Origin of the sequence: Streptomyces sp. NPDC002730 (assembly GCF_042888805.1) — a bacterium.
In the GTDB taxonomy this organism is placed as follows: Bacteria; Actinomycetota; Actinomycetes; order Streptomycetales; family Streptomycetaceae; genus Streptomyces.
Genome location: NZ_JBIAQG010000026.1, coordinates 20,717 through 41,259 on the forward strand (window position 1 = coordinate 20,717; position 20,543 = coordinate 41,259).

Here is a 20,543-nt window from a genome sequence, read left to right on the forward strand (position 1 = left end):
GCGCTCGGATACGGCAGTTGCATCTTCTGAGCTTGTGTCGGCGGCGGGAAGCATCACTGCCCGAGCTTGGGCGCCTGAGCCGTAGCCTCCTCATGGACCACGCGGTCGAAGTCGTTGCCGCTCAGATATGTCCACTTGCCCAGGTAGATCGGGTCTATACCGACATGCTGAAGCTGGGCGACGATGTGGCGGAATGTGCGCTCGGGAAACGCTGAAAAGGGATATCCGCTACGGAAGATGCGGGTATCGGTCTTCCCGGGGGCCATGGTGTGGGTGCGTGAGATGTTGATGTCGATGCCCGCGAGGTCCGCCTCGACCCACGCCCAGTAGTTCTCGGCGTCGGTGATGTGAACCCGCGCGTCGAGCGCTGCCGCGAGTTCTCCGAGTGACAGATGGCTCCGGAACCAGATGTCGGTGGACTCTTGGGCTTCCATGGATGTGTCGGCTCCTTCGACCGGAGAACCGGCCCTTATTTGGTAACGGCGGTTCTGCCGAGGTTAAGTAGTGGTGGCCACCGCGTGATCACGGGTGCCTGTGGAGTCAACTTCAACACATGAACCACCAAGTCGCACCGGAGTAAAGGCCGGTGAGCAGCTGCGGCCCCGCTGCGCCATGTCGGTGGCGACCACGAGCCGGGTGGTGCCGTCAGGGCCCCACCGGCCCAGCTGTGCGTCGGCGGCCCACCAGGTGGCGGTGTGCCCGTCGCGGAAGGTACGCGTGACTGCCGTCAGGTGCGGCGCCGCTCACGAGGCTCTGCCCACGAGGTCGCACAAAGCGTCGATCCGTGGCCCGTACCGCGCGTCCGGCTCAGTTCGCGCAGTGCGTGTCCTGCTCCGGCCGCTCGCCGGTCGTCAGGAACTCGGTGACCTTCCGGTCACCGCACGCGTTGCCGTTGCCCAGATATGCGCCGTGGCCGCCCTGTCCCACCGTGACGAGGCGGGTCCGGTCGCCAAGGGCTCGGCGCATCTTCAGGGCACCGAAGTACGGGGTGGCCGGGTCGCGGAGGCCCTGGATCATCAGGATGTTGGACGGGCCCCGGGAGGTGATCCGGGTGGGCTTGTCCGCCGGGGCGCTTTTCCAGAACGTGCAGGGTGTGATGTTCGCCGGCATCCCGGCCGTCAGCGGGTACCGGGCCCGGTCGGCGGCGACAGCGCGTGCGTACGAGGCGGCCGTCCCGCGCCACCGCACGTCGTTGCAGATCACAGCGACCGTGAGCGACGCGTCGGAGTCCGGCAGGGGGTACGCCAGGTCGTCGGGGAGAACGGGCTTCCCCTCGGGGTGCCCGGCCGCCTGGATCAGCTGGGCCAGCCGGGGGAAAGAGCCATTGCTGTACAAGGCGCTCTGGACCGCCAGACGCAGCATGTTGCCGGTGAGCGGAACACCTGCCGTGTGCGTCTCCTTCGGCTCGCGGTCCAGCTTCGCGGCCAGGGCGAGGACCAGCGGGAGCACCTCCTCGCTCCGTCCGGCCAGCCGCAGGTTCTCGTACTCGGCGGGCGGGTTGGCCGCCCAGTCGGCGAAGTCCGGGAACCTCTCGTGCGCAGCCCTGGACATGTTCTCCAGCCAGCCCTGCCCGACCCGCTCCGGATCCGGGTCGCCGCTGCTGTCCAGAACCCAGCGGTCCGTGTGCCGGGGGTACTTCTGCGCATACACGGAACCGACGTAGGCCCCGTACGAGGCGCCCCAGGCCGACAGCTTCTCCTCGCCCAGCGCCTGACGGAGACGGTCGATGTCGCGCACCTGGTTCGCGGTGCTGAAGCTCCGCAGTGCCTCGCCCCCGTTCCGGTCACAGGCCTCGGCGGTCCGCCGGGCGCGGGCAACGTTCTCCGTGATGTCGCCGCCCGGCTTCGGCCAAGCCCGCAGGGTCCCCAGCCGGCGGTCGTCCTCGTCGAGCCCGCAGCCCGCCTTCGTACTGCCTCCCACCCCGCGCGGATCGAGGCTGACGAGGTCGTACGCGCCGTCCATCTCCCCCACCAGCGCCTTGCCCTTGTCCGTCAGCCGCCGCACCCCGGAGCTGCCCGGGCCTCCGGGGATCACCAGCAGCACTCCGCGCCGCGCCTCGGGCCGGTCGCTGCGGATACGGGACACCGCGAGGTCGAGCTGCGGACCGCTGGGGTCACGGTAGTCGACCGGTACGGGCAGGACGGCGCACTCCTGACCGGCCGGACCGTCGGTCTTGGCACAGGACCGCCAACTGAGGGCGGGTACGGGGGAGGTTCCGGCGGCGGCCGACGTTCCCGCGTACGCCACCGGGGCGGCTGAGGCGGTCAGGCCGGTCGCGACCGCTGTCGCGGAAAGGGCGAGAACAAGGGCCTTGGTTCGGTAAGTCGTCATGTCCCAAGGGTGGTTGAGCGAACCACCCGAGCCCATACAGCAGGCATGACAACGCAGGTGGGGCTGTCCCCCGGGTATGCGCGGCCCCGCCCTGCCGTCCCCGGCACCGAGTACCTCGATACACGCCTTGGCCGGGTGGGCGCTGCGCGGCGTGCTGGCAGGTCAGCCTGGACGACTCTGCGGGTGCAGATCAGGACCTCGCTGCCCACCCGGCCGCTTCGACCAACGGCCTCAGCCCCCCCTGCCAGCCGCCGAGGGCCGCTCGGGTGACCTGCCCGGCTCCAGGGCAAGAGGAACACCGGTGCCCTGGCTCCACGCTCCTATCGTGAAAAGACAGACAAGCGGCGGCGTCGAGGCGGGAAAGACGTGACGGAACCGGAGATCGACTACACAGCGGTGTTCCAAGCCCTTCCGGGGGCGGTGGCGCTACTGACCCCGCAGCTGCTCTACGCGGACGCCAACGACGGGTTCTTGCGCATGCGCGGCCTCACCCGCGAGCAAGTGGTCGGCCGCTACCTGCCCGACGACGTCCCCGACAACCCGAACGACCCCACCGCGGCCGTCCTGCGCAACCTTGAGGCGTCATTGATCCGGGCGGCGAACACCGGCGAGCGCGACACCATCGCGCTGGAGCGCGTCGACGTGGAAGACCCCGACCAGCCTGGGGTATGGGACGAGCGGTACTGGAGCCTCCTCAACGTCCCCGTCATCGGTCCGGACGGGCGGGTGGCGCTGCTGCTGCACCGGGTGGAGGAGGTCACCGAACTCATCCGCGCCCGCGAAGTCGCGCTGAGCCTGCAAGAAGCGATGCTGCCCCGCCCCCGCCCGGTCGGGCGCCACCGGGCGGCTGTACGCTACCGGCCCGCCGTCGGCACGCTGAACGTGTGCGGCGACTGGTACGACCTGGTCGACCTGCCCGGCGACCGCATCGCGGTCGCCGTCGGCGACGTTGTCGGTCACGGCCTGTCCGCGGCCGGCGTCATGGGACAGCTGCGCAGCGCGCTCGGCGCCGCCTCCCGAGCCGTCGACGGTCCTTGCCCGGGCCCTGGAAGTCCTCGGGCTGTACGCCCGCTCCGTCGACGGCGCTGAGAACACCACAGTGGCCAAGACGTTCATCGACTGGGGCACCCACACCATCACCTGCAGCAGCGCCGGCCACCCCCCACCGGCCCTCCTGCAGGTGGACGGCACCGTCGAGTTCCTGGACCAGGCCACCGACCCCCCACTCGGCGCCCGCATTGAACACGGCCCCCGGGTACAGGCCGCCGCGCCATTCACCGAAGGCGCCGTCCTCGTGCTGTACACCGACGGCCTGATCGAACGCCGTCGCGAAGATATCGACACCGGCCTCGCGCGGCTCGCCGACTCCCTGGCCCGCCATCAGGCGGCCGACCCCGAAACCCTCGCCGACGCCCTGCTGGCCGACCTGCTCCCGCCCGACGGTCTCACCGACGACACCGCCCTGGTCATCGTGCGCCTATGACTCGGCCTGCCACCACTCCCCCGCATCCGTGTCGAGCCGGCGAATGGACCTGACCTCATGTCAAGAACCCGCCATCTGCACCGAGCACAGGGCCCGTGTCATCGAGGCATTCATCGCGCTCGCCAACGCGATCATCATCGTCCGCCGACTACTGGCCCAACCCTGGACCAGCCACCGCTGGGACACCCGACCCAGCCGATACCCCTGACCTATCCGCGCGATCTCTTGGAGTCGACGTCTTCCGTGCTTCTGTTGGCGGACTCCAACTCCGCTGCTCGGTCTTGCGGTTGCTTCGCCCACGTATACGGGAACGCGGCCGACCGTGGCGAGCGTACGCGACGCTACCTGTCGGACCTGATGGACGCCGCCTGACGCTCGACGCCATCCGCCACCGCCTGGACAACGGCGTGAAGTGGCATGCCCTGCCTGCCGATTGCCCCGCACGGGACCGGGTCTGCGCCTTCTTCCGCCGCTGGTTGCGCCATGGCCTACGAGCGGTTCCACGACCGGCTGTGCGGCCGGGTGCGACAGGTTGAGGACCGATCACCGGAGCCGACAGCCGCCGTGATGACCGACTCGCAGTCCATGCGCTCCGCGTCCGCTGGCTGGGCCCGGATGGCGCTCCGGCCGGGGGCACCTGGCAGATCGAGGCGAGGAGCGATATGATCACCGCGATGATGACTCATTCTGTTAACAGATTGGGGGTCCCGTCCGCGCAAGGTGAGTGCTGATGCTCACTCAGATCGCGAATGGGGATTCCCGCCTTCCCTTCTGGCTGCGCGTGCGAGAGTTCGCCGTGCCGCCGTCCATGATCGAGACTGCGACCGCCCGCCGTTGTGCCGGGGACTGGGCAGGGGCGTGCGCCGCCGCAGGCGTCGATGTCGATCTCAATCTGCGGTCCGTGGCACGCACCCACGGCCAGGAACTCGCAGCCCAAGTCCGGGCCGATCTCCGCCATCTGGCGCCCGACCTGTTGCGCTGGCATTTGCCGAGGATCGCTCCTAACGGGCTGCTGCGCCCAGGTCTGACCATCTCTCTGGCTCGGCACGTCGCCGCGGGGCGTGACGGCGCAAGCCCCATGCACCTCGTGGCCCGGACTCCGCCGGCTTGGGCGGATGCCGGTCAGCGGATCAGCCTCGCGCTGTGGGACGGATCCGACTCCGCGGCCGGCGCCTCCCGTCATCCGCACCCCCGTCCCAACCAGCGGTTCCGCCTCGACCTGCACCGCCATCTGTGGGACGCGCGCAGGACCGATGAGCTGCGGATCCGGTCCGGGGCCGATCGGCTGCCCGCCGACGGCCGCCCTGTGCTGGACCCGGAGCTGCTGGGGACGGTGCCGCAGGGGCACCGCTGCGCCGTTGACCGGTGGGCGGCCGAGGCGGGGATACTGCTCCACGCCGAAGGGCGGTCCACCGGTACCGTCACCGTGCGGTTCCGGGCCCGGCATCGGCTGGTCTTGGACCTGGTCGCGGACAGGGACGGCGTAGCGCCGCCCGCATTGCGGATCGCGGCGGCGTCCACGGACGGCAGCGCCTCCGCGCTGCCCGTCCTGCCCGACGCGGCAACCTGGGTGCTGCCCGACCTGGAACTGATCCGCACCGGTTCGATCGAGGCCGATCGGCTGCACCCGCTGGTCGCCTCGGCACTGGTACCGGATCATTCGCCGGCCGGTCCGCCCCGGACTGCGGACCGGGCAGGACAACCGCGCCTCGTGGAGTGCCGGGGAGCTCAGCACCGGATCGGCCTGGTCAACGGAGTACTTGCACCGCTGGATCACGAACCGGCCGAGATCCGCCGGGAGGAACTGCTGGTCGCGCTGACCGGTACGCCGCTCCCCTGCCTGCAGGCAATCGACGAAGCGCACCGTCATCCGGACTGTCTCACCGGCGTCCGCGAACGTCTGGACCACGGCGACACAGCCGGTGCGCTGGCCGTCGTCGAGGGCCTGTTGGGCCCGGACGCACTGCTGCGTACCGGCGCTCTGCGGGACGAACTGGAGACGGCCGCGCTACGGCGGATCACATACGGGTTGTACAGGGCAGGTCTGATCGGACCCGGACCTCGCCCCACCCACCTGGATCGTCGCCGTCCGCGTGACCAACGCTCGCACCCGCGCCACGCGACCACTCGCTGACCCGGGGACCTCTGTCCCCCTGCACCCACTCGGCTCCACCACGAACTCATAGGTGATCAAACATGCCCGCATACGCCCCGCTCGCTGCTACCAGCCCTCTCTTCGACCCAGCCCACGCCTCCCAGCTCGACGTCGCCGGCGAATTGCTGACCCTGCTGCGCGACGCAACCACCGAACCGCGCCCCGACACACAACTGGAGGCCCTGACTCTGGCCGTGGCCGCCGACCTGCCCGTGCTCCTGTGGGGTGAGCCGGGGATCGGCAAGACCGCGGCCCTTACACAGCTTGCCGCGGCCCTGGACCTTCCGCTGACCACAGTGATCGCCAGTGTGCACGAGCCGTCCGACTTCTCGGGCCTGCCCATCGTCGGTAACGATCCCGCGGAACAGGGTGTCCCGATGGCCCCGCCCGACTGGGCAGTGCGCCTGGTACGGGCCGGCCGAGGGCTGCTGTTCCTGGACGAGCTGTCCACCGCACCACCGGCCGTTCAAGCCGCCCTGCTCCGGCTCGTACTGGAGCGGCGGATCGGCGCCCTGCAACTGCCGCCCGGGGTCAGGATCGTGGCTGCCGCCAATCCGCGATCCTCGGCGGCCGACGGCTGGGAGCTGAGCCCACCGCTGGCCAACCGGTTCGTTCATCTTCAGTGGACCCACGATCACGAGGTCGTCGTACGCGGCCTCGGTGGGACGTGGCCCCGGGCAACACTGCCACGGCTCGCCCCGGAGAAGTTGCCGGAGGCCGTGGACTTCGCCCGGCGCGCGGTGTGCGGGCTCCTCACCGCCCGCCCCAAACTCGTTCACCAACTGCCCAGCAATGAAACGCGCCGGGGTGGACCCTGGCCGTCACCCCGAAGCTGGGAGATGGCCCTGTGCCTGATCGCCTTCGCGACCGCGGCCGACTCCTCCCGGGAAGTACTTTCCCTCCTGGTCAGGGGCACCGTGGGAGACGGTCCGGGGCTGGAGTTGCTGGCCGGCCTGGACCGGATGGACCTCCCGGACCCCGAGGTGCTTCTCGCCGACCCGGCGAGTGCCGCCCTGCCCGAGCGGGGGGATCTGCGCCAAGCCGTGCTCGACGGTGTCGTGGACGCGGTCCGCAAGCGCCCGGAGAAGTCCCGCTGGGACGCGGCGTGGGCGCTCCTGGTCCGGGCGTTGGAGTCCGGAGCCCCCGACCTGGTGGTCGTCCCCGCGACCACCCTCGCCTCACTGCGCCAGGAGGACTGGGACGTTCCGGCATCGATCGAGCGGCTCGCCGGAGTGGTGTCCCTGTCCCGGCGAGCAGACCACGCGGCGGCCCGGGCCGCGGTCGCCGCGAAGGCCGGCCGATGATCCCGGACGCACCGGGGACACTGGACCTCGACAAGCTCTTCGCCGCCCGACTGCACGCCGCCCGGGTCCGGCCCTACTTGGCGACGGCCCTGTTCGCCCTGCACACCGTCGAGTCACGGCTGGTACCGACGATGGCCGTCGACCGGCACTGGCGGTGCTACGTCTCACCGGCGTTCGTGGACCGCACGCCGGTGGAGGAACTGGCCGGGGTATGGGTGCACGAGGTGTCGCACCTACTGCGCGACCACCACGGGCGCAGTGACCGGGTCGCGCGGGAGCGCGGGCTGACCGGCCCGGGGGAACGGCTGCGGATGAACATCGCCGCGGACTGCGAGATCAACGACGACGCGTTCGGCGACGGGCTGCTCCGGCCCGAAGGTGCTGTCGAACCGGTGTCCTTGGGGCTGCCCGAGGGGGAACTCATGGAGGACTACCTGCGCCGATTCCGGCTCGGGCCGCGTACGCAGAGCATGGCCTGGCTGGACTGCGGCAGCGGCGCCGACGGACTGGAGCGGGAGTGGGAGCTGGGACCGGACGGCTCGCACGGCCTCAGCGAGCAGGAACGGGACGCGGTCCGGTTCCGGGTGGCGCAGGGCATCACCGCCCGTCCGGGGAACACCCCGAAGGGGTGGCAGCGGTGGGCAGAGGAGGCGTTCCACCCGCCGCAGCCGTGGCGGGAGTTGCTGGGCGCGGCGGTCCGCTCGGCAGCCTCCGGCCCCGGCGCAGGTGAGGACTACACCTACGGTCGGCCGTCGCGGCGCTCGGCCGGAGTGCCTGGCGCTGTTCTGCCGAGCCTGCGGCGCAGACCGCCTCGGGTCTCCGTGGTCATAGACACATCCGGCTCGGTCAGTGACACCGAACTGGGCAGCGCGCTCCTCGAGGTTGCCGCGATCTCCCGTGCCGTGGGCGGCCGTCGCGACCTGGTCACCGTGCTGTCGTGCGACGCGGCGGCCCGGGTCGTGCACCCGCTGTGCCGTGCCGAGGGAATACCGCTGGTGGGCGGCGGGGGTACGGATCTGCGCACGGGCTTTGCCAAGGCGCTCCGAGCGCAGCCCCGCCCCGACGTCATCGTGGTCCTGACCGACGGCCAGACGCCCTGGCCGGGCACACGACCACCGTGCCGGACGGTGGTGGGTCTATTCCCTCGGCAGCATGCAGCCCGGTCGTGGGACGAGGACGATCCCGATTACGAACCGGACTCGCCGCCCGCGTGGGCACGAGTAGTTGACATCAGGTCGGCTCCCACTGCTCGGTGAGCCCCCTCAGGATGGCGCGGACACATCTCTTCCGATGCGTCACTGACAAGCCGTTGCTCTCTCGATCATGGTGAGCCTGGGATGGAGTGTGGCTTCCCGGTCGGGTGATCTTCTGACAGGCCGGGCAGCGAAGACACCGCAGTCGACGGAGAGGACGTGCGTCGGGTCGTCACTCTGGCCATCGACGCCCTGAGGGATGCAGATCCCCAGGCGTGGGAGGCCAAGGCGGGAACGCTCGAGTGGACGTGTTGGGAGACGCTCGAGCATCTGGCCGATGACCTGTTCACGTGTTCCTGGGTCCCATGCCGGTTGGAAGTGACGTCACAGCGTTACGAAGCACAGCAGACCACGACCCAGGCTCCGGGGCGTGCACCAAGCGGGCGGTCGAGGTGAGATCGCCCGCGCGGCCGGACCGGAGGGCGCGGGCCGCACTCCGGGCCGCCTGGAGTCGCTCTCCCAGACCGCCACCGGTCAGGCCGTCGGCCCCTCCCCCCTGCGGACCAGCCGCCAGGCCTCGGTGAACAGCTCGGGGAGCGTGCCCAGGAGCAGCTCGAAGGCCCTCACCTCGCTCCCGTCGGCGCTCAGCTGCGCGCCGATCAGGGGCGCTTTCCAGGACTCCATCGGCGGCAGCGGCTTCTTGGCGTGCGACCACGGGCCGGGCAGGAAGAGCGTGCGTCCCGCGCGGGCCCGGCGGTCCTCCACCACCAGGCCGCGCGCCACCAGCTCCGCCGCGGCCGCCTTGTGGCGGGCCGGCGTCCAGGCGTTCCAGCGCCGCACGTTGCGGTCCGACGGCACGGGGAGTAGCAGGAGCTGGAGGTAGAGGGCGGCGGCATCCTCGGGCAGGTCGAGGGTGGCGGCGACGTCGGCGACCAGGTCGGGGGCGCAGGCGCGCGGGTCGGACTCGTAGCGGCCCGGAGGCAGGTCGTCGGCGGTGATGCGGGCTATGACGCGGTCGCAGGTGCCGTCCGCCAGCCAGTCCCAGCGCCGGCTCCCCCGGTTGCCGCGGATCACGCCCGAGTGGAGGACCCGGGCCGGTGAGTCGCGGCCGGCCAGCACCTTGCGCAGGTGGTGGACGGCCTCCGGCGCCCGGGTGCGTAGGGGGTCCCCGGCGGGGAGGTCCGCGTACGCCCACGGCAGGCCGGCGAAGACGGCGTCCGCGACGGTCTCGGCGTCGTAGTCGCCCATGACGTCCCACGCGGTGCGCAGGTGGCGGTGCTCGGACGGGCAGGGCCAGACCCGCAGGTAGAAGCCCGGCGGCAGGGTGGCGTTCGCCGGGTCGAGGAACAGGTGGCACAGGTGGGTCGCCGGCATCCGGGTCTCCAGGGCGACCGCGGCCTGCCAGGTGCTCCACGGCGCGTGCGGACGGGCGCCGTGCTGCTCCGCCCAGGCCGCGGCGGTGCGCTCCGCGACGCGGGCGAGGCCGCCCGGCTCCCACAGGTCCGCAGGGTCCGCGGGCATCACGTCTGCGAGCAGGGTGAGCCGCTCGTCGTCGTGCAGCATCGACAACTCGGCGCGCGCCGATTCGAGTTCGCCGGCCTTGAAGCCGAACGCGGCGCGCTCGTGCTCGTCGAGGAAGGGCGTGTAGTAGCCGCCCGCACCGGGGTTGCCGGCCAGGACGAGGGCCGCAGCGGGGCGGCTCAGGCCGGTCGCCTCGCTCAGGGCGAGGGCCGCGTCCCCGTCCCAGGCGACCGGGCCGCGCTCCCGGACGAGCTCCACCAGGCGCAGCAGTTGCCCCGGGGTGCCCCAACCGCGGTGGCAGTCCACGACGTAGAGCGGTTCCTCGGGGCGCGGGGCGGCCTCGCCGCCGGGGAGCACGGCCTCGAAGTAGCGGGTCTCGCGCGCGGCCGGCAGGTGCAGGCCGAAGGAGGCGCCCTGGTGGTCGCGGACGGTGAACGAGGTGGTTCCGGCGAGCCGGCCCAGTCGGAAACGGTAGGCCGGGTCGGCGAACGGCGTCCGCGCCCACATCTCCAGGAAGTCGAGGAGCACCTCGCGGCGCGCCGGCCTGGTCGCGGGGGCGGCCGCGCGCAGCGCGAGTGCGCCCGTGCGCCCTATGAGTTCCGTCCAGCTGCCCGCCGCGGGCGGACGGACCTCCCGTTCGCCCGGCTCGGGCGCCCAACTGCCTTCGATGTAGCGGCCGATGCGCCTGATGTCGGCGAAGGAGTCGTCGTTCCAGCAGCCCGAGGCCCCGACGAGACCCTGCAGGGCGGCGGATGCGGCGAATCCGCTCCACGTGCGGGGGGTCCGGGGTGCGGCCGTGTCGATCTCGTTCATGCGTCCGATCATGACGGACGGCACTGACAACGGGTCGCGCCGGCCCGCGGCCCGCTTCGCCCCGCCGCCTCGTACGCTGGGTCCGAATCGCGCCACCACGCGGGTACGCGGCACGGCACCCGCACGGACGGAGGACGCGGCGATGGCAGAACCGGTGAAGGGTCCCGCGAGCTACTTCCCCTCGATCGAGAAGAAGTACGGTCGGCCGATCGAGAAGTGGCAAGAGCTCAACCGCACCTCCCCACTGACGAAGCACTCGGAGCTGGTCGCCTGACTCAAGACCGAGCACGGACTCGGCCACGGCCACGCGAACGCCCTGGTGGCCCACACCCTCGCCGACCGCACACAGCCCGCCGCACCCCGGGCGCGGCGGGCTGCCTGACAAGCAGCTCAGCCCAGCCGGAAGCGGAGCCGGCAGATCACCGCGTCCGTGTCACGACGCACCGCATGCGCCACGACCGCACCACGCTGGTTCTGCAGAACCCGCTGCCACAGATGCGCGGGCTCAACCTCCGGGATCAGCACGGTAACCCGGGCACCGGGCTCGGCCGCCGCCAACTCCCGTACGTACGCGGCGACCGGGCGGCGCAGCGTGCGGCGGTCCGACGACACGCGCACCAGCTCCACGCCCGGGTTCCACAGCGCCCAGTCGCGCTCCAGCGCCTCTGTCTGGGCGCGGTCCTCCCCGTCCGGGTGGCAGACCGTGACCGCCCGGACCTCGTCCCCAGGGACACCGCCGCCGTCAGGGCCTCGCTGGTGAGACGAGTCAGCGAAGAGACCGGAACGATGACCGACGAGCGGTCGCGGTGCGGCGGTTCGGGGATGCGGCCGACGCCGAGGCGTTCGCCGATCTTCCCGTACGCACGATGGATGCACTCGAACACGGCGACCAGCAGGGGCAGAGCGACCACGATCAGCCAAGCGCCGTCGTGGAACTTGGTGGCGGTGACGACGACCGCACTGACTCCGGTGAGCACCGCGCCCAGCCCGTTGAGCAGTACCTTGCCCGCCCACTTCGGGCCGCGCTCCTGCCGCCAGTGCAGCACCATGCCGGTCTGCGCGATGGTGAAGCCGACGAAGACGCCGATCGCGAACACGTCTGCTCGATGCGGGCGCCCGACCTCCCTGGGCCGAGGGACGCTGCTGTGCGGGGCATGGCGGTGGACTCTTTGAGTCGCGTCTGCCTCTAGTGGTAGGCGGAGTACGGGATACGAGTAGTGCTCCGTGAGGTCTGCTGTGCGGCGTCACACCGGTTTCGCATGAGACACCGGAGCGTCGAGGCAGTGCACGCTTGGGGTGTCCGGCCAGACGAGTACCTACGGTGTGGTTGGTGGTCCGCCCGCCTATCGATCTTGTGGGGCGTCGCAGGTGCGAGGGATCCCGCTTCCCGCGGCTGTCAGTGGCAGCCTGTTCAATATGGCTCATGGAGATGGATACGCAAAGGCGTGGGTTGTTCTGGGATGTGCAGGCGGGGCGGGTCCCACCGCCACCTGCGGCGGTGCTTCTGGGATGGGAACTGGTTGGGGTGGATCCGAAGCAGGGGACTATCGAGGTGGCGTTTGAGGCGGGCGACCAGTTCGCGAACCCTGTCGGTGTGATCCAGGGCGGGTTCTTGGCCGCAATGCTCGATGACACTCTGGGTCCGGCGCTGGTCGCGACATTGCCGGAAAACCAGTTCGCGCCGACTCTCGATCTCCATGTTCAGTTCCTCCGTCCAGCCCGCCCCGGACGGCTTCTGGGGCGGGGACGGATCGTGCAGCGCGGCAAGGACGTGTGCTTTCTCGCCGGCGAGCTCATCGGCACCGACGGCAAGCCGGTGGCTGTGGCGACCGCGACCGCACGAATCCAGACCATTCGTTAATGGTCGCAGGCGATCAGGAAGGGACCGGACCGCCCGTCGAACAGAGCGCTCACCGATGCGGGTGGTCGGATTCACCGCGGAAACGATCGGTTCAAGGGCGTGCCCGGGACGGCTTTCCTGGCTTGTAGAGCCAATCGTTGAACAGAGCATCGAGGGCCGGCCCGGACTTTTTGCGGCACAGGTCGATAAAGTCCGCCGACTGGGCGCCTCCATGCCGGTGCTCCTCAGTCCACGTTCGCAGAATGGAGAAGAAGGTCTTGTCGCCTACTGCTTTGCGGAGTTGATGCAGGGTCATGGCTCCTCGGCCGTAGACCGGCGGGTCGGACACCTGTTCCGGAGCGGGCGGAGCTGCCGGGGGAAAGTCCCAGATGCCTTCGCTCTCCGGGTGAGTGCCGTTGTAGAAGGCGTCGAAGGTCTGCTGGGCTGTGTTGCCGTCCTGTTCTTCTTCCCACAACCATTCTGCGTAGGTGGCGAAGCCTTCGTTGAGCCACATGTCCTTCCACGAGCGGGGCGTCACCGAGTTGCCGAACCACTGGTGAGCGATCTCGTGGATGACCAGCTTGTCGTCCGGGGCCTGGTGGAAGTAGGGCCTGGTCTGTGTCTCGAGGGCGTCGTAGTCCAGCTCGGGGAAGTGGTCGACGATGGCACCGGTGGATGCGAACGGGTAGGGGCCGAATCGCGTGGCGGCCCAAGCGGTCGCGTCGCTCACCAGGGAAGGTATGCGCTGTGCCTTGGCTTTTTCGTCTGGGTCTGTCGCCACGTACACGGGCAGGTCACCGCTCGCGGTCTCGCTGATCTCGAAGTCGCCGACCGCGACGGTGGCGGCATAGCTGGGCATGGGCTCTGGGCTGCTCCACGCATATGTCGCCCATCCTCCTTTCGCTGTTCGGGTTTTCAGTGTGCCGTTGGAGATGGCCTGCAATGGCTCGGGGACGGTGATGGTGATGTCATAGCCGGCTTTGTCGGAGGGGTGATGGTTGCCGGGGAACCAGGCCATGGATCCTGTGGGTTCTCCCAGCCCCACCGCACCGTCGTCCGTCTCCATCCAGCCTTCCGTCGCCCCTTTCGAGTCCTCAATGGTTTCCGGCACACCGTCGTAGACGATCACGGTGGTGAACTTCTGGCCTCGGCCGACTGTGGCTGATGGCGTCACTACCAGTTCGTCACCGCGGCGCACCGTCTGTGCCGCATGCTTGTTGACCGTGGCCTTGCGCACGGAGAGGCCGTGCAGATCCAGGTTGAAGGAGCTCAGCGCCTGGGTGGCCCGCGCAGTGATCACTGCTGTGGCCTTCAGCATGTTCTCGTCGGGCTGGTAGGTGAGAGTGAGGGAGTAGTGGGCAACGTCGTATCCACCGTTGCCCAGCCGGGGAAAGAGCGTGTCGCCTACGCCGGCTGCGCCCGGTGAGGCAGTGGTGTGGGAGGTGGGCTTGCTTGTCGGCGCCGAGCCAGTACAGGCCGAGCAGGCCAGCAGAACGGCGGCGGCCGGCAGAGCCAACTGCCGCAGTGCGCGGGACACTCAGTCTCCTTGTCACCAGATGTGGGGTGGCTGTTCAAGGCGGGAAGCAGTTCGACGCTATCGCACAAGGGAACGCGACGCCCGTGTGATCACAGGCGTCGCTTCTCATTGACCTTGACCTCACTCCAGAGAACCGTGGGGGCAAAGTCGCAGACGCTGAGTGCGGAATCAACCCATCAAGCACCACCGGGCCATGGCCACGAGATACAACAAGCCCGCCGTCCGCTACGAGGCCACCGTGCTGGTCGCGGCCATTAACGAGTGGCTGTGACCACGCGGTCGCAACAGCCCCCAATACCCCTTTGCAGAGGGGCTGCAGAGTAGTTACGTTCTCCCGGACGTCCCTGCTGTTCCTGTTGCGGACCAGCGCCGTCGACAAGGAGGTGTGGAGCACATGCGCAGGAGTGCCCAGCAGTTGATTCCGCGTACTGAAAATTGCCACCTTCTCACGGCGGAGACACCTTGTCGCTTCACATCACCCCACTGACCGACCCCGATGGCAGCCTGTACAGCCGACGTCTCGCTTGGCTGGCGAGCGGCGCCGATGCAATACCCGTCGGGGCAGCTTTTCTACGCCTGTTCACCGATGCCGGGCAGAAGCACCTGGCCGAACTGACTATCCACGTCCATCCGGTGGAGCGGCGCAAGTGCGTCGGTTCCCGGCTTCTCGACGTCGCTGTGGCGGCAGCCCGGGACGACGCCAGACGCTGCCTCATCGCACAGACCGAGGCCGGATCGCCTGGCGACCGGTTTCTGTCGGCTCGAGGCTTCCGCAAGGTCCTCACCCTGAGGTTCACCCGCTTGTCACTCGCCGACGTGGACATCACCACCCTCGCCGAGATCATTGGGCGTCCGCGTCCCGGCTACCGGCTGGCGTCATGGCAGGGAACCGTTCCCGACGACATCGCCCAGACGTTTGCCGCCTCACGCCGCGCCATGGACGACATGCCGATGGACGACACCGACCATGGCACCGTGACCTGGGACGTGGACCGGGTCCGGGCCGTGGCGCAGGCCGTCGAAGAACGCGGCGATCTACTGCACACTGTCGTCGCCATCGACACGTCCGACGGCTCGATCGCCGGGTTCACAGAACTGGTCGTGCCCGGCAATGGCAAGGGCGATGGCCAGCACTACGGCACTGGCGTGCTGCCCGAACACCGCGGGCACGGCCTCGGCCGATGGATGAAGGCTGAGTCGATCAGCCAGGCCCATGGGCGCTATCCGGACCTCGGCGGCCTGTTGACCGACACCGCCGACAACAACACATACATGAGACACATCAACGACAGCCTCGGCTACCTCCCCACGCACGAGGTGCTCCAGTACCAGCTCGATCTGTAAGGATGAAAGGACGGGCCGGACCTGGGCCTCACCTCGGTCCGGCCCGTCGATCGTGCTGTTGCGACGACACGCTCATGCGTCAACCAGCGGCTGTTGACCAGCTCGCAACAGGCTCTGGCTCAGTGCGTCCTCCATCAGTTGAGAACCCACAGGTCGTGCAGGCCCAGGAGGCCGCGCGAAAGCTGCAGGATCTCGCCCCGGACACGGGCGCGGTGTCCGACCGGGCAACCAGGCCCATGGAGTCCTGCCGGAGCAGGCTCAGGCTCTGCCGGCAGGATTCTCCTTTCACAGGCTGGGCTGACCCTGGCTATGTGCTCCCTTGCCGCTCAGTCTGGACGCTGGTGAGACCCACGTATACCCACGGTTCGTAGCGCCACAAGCGCACTTCGCCGACGACCAGTTCGATGGTTGTTCCCACTGACGGGAGGTCCTGATGGCGGCGGTCTACGTGCCGATGCTGCTGTTCGGCATCACGGAGAAGACCGCAATGCACTACAGCTGCGCCGCCCATCCGGAGCGCACCGCGAAGCGATCGGCGGCGGGGATGCGTGAGCGGGGTGGGGTCGTCCTGCCACGCCTGAAGTGCCGACCCTCGTGACCACGCTTCCCCCTACCGCCGGACAGATAGCGCTCGGGGGTCGCTACCGGCAGCGGCGTTGACGTTCTCCTGCCACGTTTCGTACTCCCGCTCCAGTCCGGGCAGAACCTTCTGACCGATGACTACCGTCGCCCCGGCGTCTCGGAGCTTTCCGGTGTTCAACGCTCAGGCCGTCGGCACCGACTGGATTTCGCTGAGCCGGCTGTAAATTCGTTCCGGAGTCAGGGGCAGCGCGCGGTAGCGGACGCCCGTGGCGTCGTGGAGCGCATTCGCCAACGCGGGGGCCACCGGGTTGATACAGCACTCCGCCATCCCCTTCGACCGCATGGGCCCAACGGAATCCGCCGAGTCCACCAGGAGCACCTCGGTGCGGGGGATATCGGCGTAGGCGGGGATGCGGTAGTTGCGAAAGTTCGGGTTGACCATGACACCGTTCGCGTCGACGTGGTAATTCTCGGTCAATGTGAAGCCGATTCCCTGGGCGACACCGCCTTCTACCTGTCCCTGAACTTGCGCGGGGTTGATGACTACGCCGGCGTCGGTCGCCTGGACGCTGTAAAGGATACGGATCTCACCCGTCACCCGATGGACAGCAATTCGGAACCCCTGCGTATTGGAAATAACGCTTCGAGGTGAGCCGTAGGCCTTGCGGGCGGCAGTGAATCGAATCCCGCGCGCTCGGGCCAACGCGACGAGCTCGGCCAACGACACGCGCTGGTCGCCGCAGACGACAACCTCGTCGTCCATCGAGCACATCACGAGATGGACACCTGTGTGCGCGGCAGCAAATTCCAGGATGCGGTCGCGCACAGCATTGGCCGCTCGAAGTACCGCGTTGCCCGACACGAAAAGGCCTGCACTCGCAAAGGCGCCGGAATCGAATCCCGTGCGGTCGGTGTCGGATTGCACCAGGCGAATCCGCGACGGCGTCGTGCCCAGCTGGTTGGCCGCGATCTGGACATGCGCGGTCGACGTACCCTCGCCGAATTCGACTGTTCCGACGGCCAACTCGTACATGAGGTCGTCGCCAAGCGTGACCCAGGCCTCGGAGATGTGCTCGGTTGGGGGCGCGGTCTCGTGCAATGAACTCGCGACGCCGGCCCCGACGAGCCACCCGGGGCCGGGGGACGGCTCATCGGCTGTACGGGCCATGGCGTCATCCACCAGATCGATGCACTTCGCGAGTCCGTCCTCGGTGAACATCACATCGTCGGGGCCGTCATGCATGGCGACGAGCGGATCACCAGGTCGCACGATATTGCGTCGTCGCAGTTCGAGCGGATCGATGTGCAATGCGAGTGCCAGTTCGTGCATCGCCGATTCCACGGCGAACGCCGGTTGCGTCATCCCGTAACCGCGCAGCGCCCCGCTCGGAACGGTGTTCGTATAGACGGAGAACGCGTCGTACTTCTTGTTGGGGCAGCGGTAGATCATGACGGCAGAGCCGCCTGCATACAGCGTTTCGCCGCCGTGGTTGCCGTAGGCGCCCGTGTTCGACACATTGCGGACTTGGAACGCCGTGAGTGTTCCGTCTGCCTTCGCGCCGAGCTTGACCGTCAACGTCATCGGATGCCGTGGCGAAGCCGTTGTGAACTCCTCCTCGCGGGTGTACTCGAAGCAGACAGGTCGCCCGGTGTCCAGGGTGGCGAGCGCGACCAGATCCTCCGAGATCACTTCCTGCTTGCCGCCGAAGCCGCCACCGACGCGTTTGCAGTACACGCGGAGCTGGTCCGGGCGCAGCGCGAACAGATGGGCGAGTTTGACTTTCCCGATCGACGGTGACTGCGAACTGGTGCGGACGTTCAGACGACCGTTCTCCATCCAGGCAATGGAGCCGTGGGTCTCGAGATGCGCATGTTGCACTCGAGGTGAGGAGTACGTGCCTTCGTGGATCAGGTCTGCTTCGGCGAACCCTGCGTCGATATCGCCGATGTGCGAATGTATCTCGAGCAAGATGTTGTGGACGGGATCGCGGACGAATAGATCCTCCGCGCCGTGCAGCTGTGGCGCCCCCTCGGCCATTGCCTCTTCGGGGTCGAATACTGCCGGCATTACCTCGTATTCGACGACGACCCTTCGGCAGCCCTCTTCTGCCGCCCCGACCGTGTCGGCCAGGACCGCAACGACGCGTTGGCCGACGAAGCGGACCGTGTTGTCGAGGATGAAGGTGTCGTCCGGATCGACAAGATGGTCGGTGTGGATCGCCGTAGTAAAAGGCTTGCGCGGCACATCTTCCCAGGTGTAGACCCGATGCACCCCGGGAACTGCGAGTGCAGCGGTCTTGTCGATCGAGACGATCCGAGCGTGCGCGTGTGGTGAGTGCAACACCTTGAGGTGCAGCATGCCTTCAATGTGGGTGTCCATCGTGAACTCGGCCCGACCGGTTACCACGTCGTTGGCTGCCGGCGCACTGACGCTCGTCCCGACGGCCTTTCCCGGCGCGGCTGTCTCTACGCCGGCGACGCCCTTCACGGCATCCTCAATCCCTCGATAGCCAGTGCAGCGGCAGAGGTTGCCCTTCAACGCCTGTGGCAAGTCCTCTTTCTGGGCCTCGGTGAACGTTGCCGACGTCATGATCATCCCTGCGGTGCAGAAACCGCATTGGAACCCCGGGGCGTCGCGGAACTGTCGCTGCATTGGATGCAGGTTGCCGGGTGATCCGAGACCCTCGATCGTAGTCACCTCGCGACCGTCCGCGCGGAAAGCAGGGGTGATGCAGCTGTGCACCGGACTGCCGTCCAACCACACCGTGCATGCGCCGCAATCGCCTGCGTCGCAACCCTTTTTGACGCCATAGAGGCCGAGTGAGCGGAGGAATGTGCGCAGGCACTGGCCGGGGTCTGGTTCTTCGTCGAAGCTCGTGCCGTTCACGATGTATGTCATGCCAGGCCCCCAGCTATGAGTTCGCGACGAATCTCTTCCGCGAAGTGCTTTGTCAGGTGGCGACGGTGGTCGGGGGTCCCGTTGGGATCGGCGAACCAAACGTCGGCTGGGACAACGTCGATGCTCTGCTGCAGAGTTCGGGCATCGGGCATGGTGTCGAAAGCAATGCGCACAGGCCGTGTAGTGCCGGCTGTGACGGTGAGCAGCAGGTCGCTCATTCCTGGCGTTTGAGTGCCGATGAGGAATACCGTCGAACGGCCGAGGTGGGTCAGCGTGAAGCGGCGGTGTGCGGTGCGTTTCCTCAGGGCACGCGCTGGAATGTCGATGCGCCGCAAGACTTCCCCGGGAGTAAGAATGTTCCGATTGTTGCCGGTCACGAAGTCGAGGGCATCGACGATGCGCGCGGACCCGTCAGGAGCCCACAGCTCGTACTTTGCCTCGAGTGCGACCGTCAGCGTGATCATTGGGCCAGCAGGCAAAGACATGCAGATATTGCCGCCGACGGTCGCCGAGTTCCAGACTTTGAACGAGGACAAGAACGCCTCGCAGCTTTTCGCGAAAAGGGTGCCCGCGATCCAATCACCCAGCGGCGCAAAGGAATACAGGTCGCGGATGGTACACGTTGCGCCGATTTCGAGGCCCGCGTCGCTCGGGACGAGGGGGCCCCAACGCAACGCTGTCAGGTCGATCAGGCGGCGCAGGCTTGGCTGCTCCGCGGAAAACAGCCACGTTCCGCCTGCGAGCCAAGCGTCGCCTTCGCGCCAGTCCACGCCTGGCCGATCGGACGGTCGCCGGATGACTTCGGTTATGGTGTTGAGGTCCATGGGAACCGATCTCCCTCACGACGATAATCGTGCGACGGACCGCCTACCGAACTCGATCAACCAGCGCGTGGCGCCGCTAGCATCTCCCCGATCTTATTGTTGCAGGTAGGGCTGCGAACGTACTTTTTCGATTGCGGACATTCGGCTCGACACACTCGTCGAATGTCGACGGGTCACGATGCGCGCTGGGAGCGGCACAACCTCGAGCGACAGAATCGAATTTTGGCCGCTGCGGTCGAACTGCTCGAGGAAAGACCGGCGGGCGCACAAATTCCTTTCAAGCATATCGCGGAACGGGCTGTTCTCGCCAAGTCAGGGCTTCGGCGTGAAGTCGTGATGTCTGGTTCGTGGTCATGTACTCGCGATGCCGAGTCAGGCCAGTGGGCGTAGGGCGTCGCGGGCGTTTCGGCGCAGGGCGGCTGCGATGTTGCAGCGTCCGGCGACGCGCAGGGTGCCGATGGCAAGGTTTGCGCCAGGTCGCCGTGGCCCGGGGGCGCGTTGCCGGTACGAAGCTGGGAGCCGTCCTCGCCGAAGGTCACATCGCGGAGGTGGTGCAGGGATTCCACGGCCCATTGACCGCGGATCATGGACGCGAGTCGGGCCGGGTCGGCCGGCTCAGCCGGCAGGCTGGTGATCGCGTACACGGTCTCGAACGTGGACTTGCCACTCTTGCGGTGGCGGCGGCGCCGCTTGAGCTTCAGGATCAACGTAGCGTGG

General features: G+C 68.3%; 12 protein-coding genes and 4 pseudogenes. 9 read left to right on the forward strand and 7 right to left on the reverse strand.

Annotation, left to right across the window (positions count from 1 at the left end):
* Positions 1-53 precede the first annotated feature (53 nt).
* Together ACFYXH_RS40275 and ACFYXH_RS40280 are read right to left on the reverse strand one after the other, a co-directional pair.
* On the reverse strand, positions 54-434 hold the full coding sequence (locus tag ACFYXH_RS40275; RefSeq protein WP_389574209.1) for a hypothetical protein: 381 nt from the start codon (positions 432-434) through the stop codon (positions 54-56).
* Between the two features lie 373 nt (positions 435-807).
* Positions 808-2,331, reverse strand: a complete 1,524-nt coding sequence (locus ACFYXH_RS40280; protein ID WP_389574211.1) for an alpha/beta hydrolase — start codon at positions 2,329-2,331, stop codon at positions 808-810.
* Between the two features lie 366 nt (positions 2,332-2,697).
* Between ACFYXH_RS40280 and ACFYXH_RS40285 the strand changes: the two are divergent.
* The 5 genes and pseudogenes from ACFYXH_RS40285 to ACFYXH_RS40305 all read left to right on the forward strand — a co-directional run bounded on the left by ACFYXH_RS40285 (position 2,698) and on the right by ACFYXH_RS40305 (position 8,529).
* Positions 2,698-3,814: pseudogene (locus tag ACFYXH_RS40285) on the forward strand (PP2C family protein-serine/threonine phosphatase).
* A gap of 70 nt (positions 3,815-3,884) precedes the next feature.
* A pseudogene (locus tag ACFYXH_RS40290) lies at positions 3,885-4,022 on the forward strand (IS5/IS1182 family transposase); the annotation flags it as partial.
* A gap of 522 nt (positions 4,023-4,544) precedes the next feature.
* Positions 4,545-5,948 carry a hypothetical protein gene (locus ACFYXH_RS40295; protein ID WP_389574214.1) on the forward strand — a complete coding sequence of 468 codons (1,404 nt, stop codon included), beginning with the start codon at positions 4,545-4,547 and terminating at the stop codon, positions 5,946-5,948.
* 62 nt (positions 5,949-6,010) lie between these two features.
* Entirely contained in the window at positions 6,011-7,273 is a 1,263-nt protein-coding gene (locus ACFYXH_RS40300) for an AAA family ATPase (RefSeq protein WP_389574217.1), read from the forward strand.
* Positions 7,270-8,529, forward strand: a complete 1,260-nt coding sequence (locus ACFYXH_RS40305) for a VWA-like domain-containing protein (protein ID WP_389574220.1) — start codon at positions 7,270-7,272, stop codon at positions 8,527-8,529. The genes ACFYXH_RS40300 and ACFYXH_RS40305 overlap by 4 nt, the downstream gene beginning before the upstream one ends.
* Before the next feature lie 471 nt (positions 8,530-9,000).
* On the opposite strand, the gene ACFYXH_RS40310 is transcribed toward ACFYXH_RS40305, so the two are convergent.
* Positions 9,001-10,800: a hypothetical protein gene (locus ACFYXH_RS40310; protein WP_389574223.1), complete on the reverse strand. Its 1,800-nt coding sequence runs from the start codon at positions 10,798-10,800 to the stop codon at positions 9,001-9,003.
* A gap of 142 nt (positions 10,801-10,942) precedes the next feature.
* Between ACFYXH_RS40310 and ACFYXH_RS40315 the strand changes: the two are divergent.
* Positions 10,943-11,182, forward strand: a pseudogene (locus ACFYXH_RS40315) (DUF4287 domain-containing protein).
* An 8-nt stretch (positions 11,183-11,190) separates the two neighbouring features.
* On the opposite strand, the pseudogene ACFYXH_RS40320 reads toward ACFYXH_RS40315, so the two are convergent.
* Positions 11,191-11,897, reverse strand: a pseudogene (locus tag ACFYXH_RS40320) (amino acid permease); the annotation flags it as partial.
* 326 nt (positions 11,898-12,223) lie between these two features.
* Between ACFYXH_RS40320 and ACFYXH_RS40325 the strand changes: the two are divergent.
* On the forward strand, positions 12,224-12,661 hold the full coding sequence (locus ACFYXH_RS40325; protein ID WP_389574226.1) for a PaaI family thioesterase: 438 nt from the start codon (positions 12,224-12,226) through the stop codon (positions 12,659-12,661).
* 91 nt (positions 12,662-12,752) lie between these two features.
* Here ACFYXH_RS40325 and ACFYXH_RS40330 read toward each other — a convergent pair whose 3' ends face one another.
* Positions 12,753-14,177, reverse strand: a complete 1,425-nt coding sequence (locus tag ACFYXH_RS40330) for a M1 family metallopeptidase (protein ID WP_389574228.1) — start codon at positions 14,175-14,177, stop codon at positions 12,753-12,755.
* A gap of 462 nt (positions 14,178-14,639) precedes the next feature.
* Here ACFYXH_RS40330 and ACFYXH_RS40335 point away from each other — a divergent pair, with 462 nt between their 5' ends.
* Both ACFYXH_RS40335 and ACFYXH_RS40340 read left to right on the forward strand, forming a co-directional pair.
* A complete protein-coding gene (locus ACFYXH_RS40335; RefSeq protein ID WP_389574231.1) occupies positions 14,640-15,521 on the forward strand; it encodes a GNAT family N-acetyltransferase in 882 nt (293 codons plus the stop codon).
* Positions 15,522-15,954: 433 nt separating this feature from the next.
* A complete protein-coding gene (locus ACFYXH_RS40340) occupies positions 15,955-16,119 on the forward strand; it encodes a hypothetical protein (RefSeq protein ID WP_389574233.1) in 165 nt (54 codons plus the stop codon).
* Positions 16,120-16,284: 165 nt separating this feature from the next.
* On the opposite strand, the gene ACFYXH_RS40345 is transcribed toward ACFYXH_RS40340, so the two are convergent.
* Positions 16,285-19,002, reverse strand: a complete 2,718-nt coding sequence (locus ACFYXH_RS40345) for a molybdopterin-dependent oxidoreductase (RefSeq protein ID WP_389574235.1) — start codon at positions 19,000-19,002, stop codon at positions 16,285-16,287.
* On the reverse strand, positions 18,999-19,826 hold the full coding sequence (locus ACFYXH_RS40350; protein ID WP_389574237.1) for an FAD binding domain-containing protein: 828 nt from the start codon (positions 19,824-19,826) through the stop codon (positions 18,999-19,001). Before ACFYXH_RS40350 ends, ACFYXH_RS40345 begins: the two co-directional genes overlap by 4 nt.
* Positions 19,827-20,543 lie beyond the last annotated feature (717 nt).